This is a genomic window from Massilia sp. P2_C2 (assembly GCF_056404615.1).
In genome coordinates this window covers 3,461-5,775 of record NZ_JBFUDR010000469.1, presented here as the reverse complement: position 1 = coordinate 5,775, position 2,315 = coordinate 3,461, and the positions used below count along the sequence as shown (strand labels likewise).

Genomic DNA, 2,315 nt, shown 5'->3' with positions numbered 1-2,315 from the left:
ACATATACCATGTTGGGCCCGTACGCTACGGTGGGCCGCGCCCCCGACGTGAATCGCTGGCCGTGGCAAAGCGACATGATCGCGGTCTGGAATCTCTCGCGGATGTGGTATTTCACCGGCAACGACGCCTACGCAAAGAAGGCGCACGACATCCTGATCGCGTGGGCCACGACCCAGACGACGTTCTCTGGCGCCGAGTCGATGCTGGATCTGGGCGACTACGCGTTCAAGTTCGTGGGCGGCGCGGATATCCTGCGCGGCACATGGCAGGGCTGGACGGCCGCCGACACGGCCACGGTGCAGGCATATTTCAAGAACGTGCTGCAGCCGGCATCGAACCCGTACGGCGAGAATCAGTTCGGCGCCGCCAACAAGGGCGCGCTGGCCCTCGTTGCCCTCGGGTTGATGGACATCTTCAACGACGACGCCGACGCGCTGAACAAGGTCGTCTACCAGATGCGCACGCTTGCCCATATCGGACTGCGCAATTCCAACGACATCGGCATGCTCGGCGACTCCCTGCGCGACCAGGGGCACGCCCATGGCCAGCTCCTGTCGCTGACCATGCTCGCCGAGGCGCTGTGGAAGCAGGGCATCGACGTGTATTCCGAACTCGACAACCGCCTGCTGGCGGCGGGTGAATATTTTGCGCGGGCGAACGAGCTCGCGCCCACGCCTTTCCTCCCGTTCGGCACCACCGATGCGTACTACACGGCGGACAATACGAGCAAGGGTGGGAACGGCGGGAACATCGTGCTTAATGAAATTTATGGCGCCTACGTCGTCCGCAAGGGCATGCAGGCACCCTATATCGCGCAACGACGCCAATGGTTACCAGTGGACAACGACAGTTTCATGTTCATGAAGGACGCCGACACCTCGACGTCGACGGCCGCGCCGGCACTTGCCATTCCAACGACCGCCTCGATCACYTCGGGCTGGGCCGAAACCGATATCGGAGGCGCCACCCCGGCCGGTTCGTCGTCATACGCCAACGGCATCTGGACCGTGAAGGGAGCAGGTGCCGACAGCTGGGGCTCGAGCGACAGCGGCCACTTCGCCTACCAGGCTCTCACCGGTGACGGCGCCATCATCGCGAAAGTCGAGTCGATCCAGAACACCAGCATCAACGCAAAGGCGGGCGTGATGATGCGCACCAGCCTTGCCCAGGGCGCCCCCCGCGCGACGATGCTCGTGACGAACCAGGTCAAGGTCGAACAGAACATGCCGAACCTCGCGGTGTACGGCGGCACGTACTACGGCAACAAGGCTCTTACCATCGCGAACACCGTGCCCTCGTACTGGGTGAAGCTCGAACGCATCGGCAACATGATCACCGGCTACGTTTCTCCCGATGGCACCAACTGGGCCGCCACCGACGTCGGCCGCATCAACGACCCCGTGCCCGACACGATCTACGTCGGCCTGACGGTCGTCTCGCACGCCAACGGCACGCTGAACACCTCCACCTTCAGCAACGTCCAGATCACCGGCGGCGACGGTGGTGCGCCGGCCGTCATCCCCGCCGCGCCCGCCACGCTACTGGYCGAGCCCGGCGATGGCGCCGTCCCGCTGCGCTGGCAGCAGTCGTTCGGCGCCACCGGCTACGCGGTCCTGCGGTCCACCACCAGCGGCGGCCCCTACACAACCATTGCGTCGAACGTCACGGGCGGCAGCTACACGGACACCTCGGTGACCAATGGCACGACCTATTACTACACCATCACGGCGACGAACTCCGCCGGCACGAGCGCCAATTCTCCCGAAGGCAGCGCCACGCCGGTGCATCCGCTGGTGAACGTCGCCACCGGCGGCACCGCCACCGACCCCGCGAACAATGCGAACGCCAAAGACGCCTTCGACCTGAACTCGAACACGAAATGGATGTACGGAGGCGTGATGGGCTGGCTGCGGTATGACCTCGGCCACACGGAGACGGTCCAGCGCTATACGCTCATCAGCGCCGACGTGGCCGGGCGCGATCCGAAGGACTGGCAGTTCCAGGGCTCCAACGACGGCGTCAACTGGACGACGCTCGACACGCAATTCAGCCAGGTGTTCGCCAGCCGCTTGCAGCAGAACAGCTACACGGTCGCGAGTCCGGGAGCCTATCGCTATTACCGGCTCAACGTTACATCCAATAATGGCGACGCCACCTCCACGGCTGTCGCCGAATTCGGACTGTTCGCCGCCAGGCCGTAATGGACCCGGCGCCCGATCGCCATCGGGCGCCGCCCGGTTGACGTCGGGTGCACGCGAGGGACATCCGGCCTGACCCTGGATGCTCCTGGTCCTCGGCGCTCGTGACCGCCTTT

General features: G+C 64.7%; 1 protein-coding gene. It reads left to right on the top strand.

Annotation, left to right across the window (positions count from 1 at the left end):
• Positions 1–2,202 (top strand): alginate lyase family protein (locus tag AC1DYX_RS29510; RefSeq protein ID WP_477265533.1); only part of this gene is annotated, 2,202 nt, incomplete at its 5' end.
• Positions 2,203–2,315: the final 113 nt, after the last annotated feature.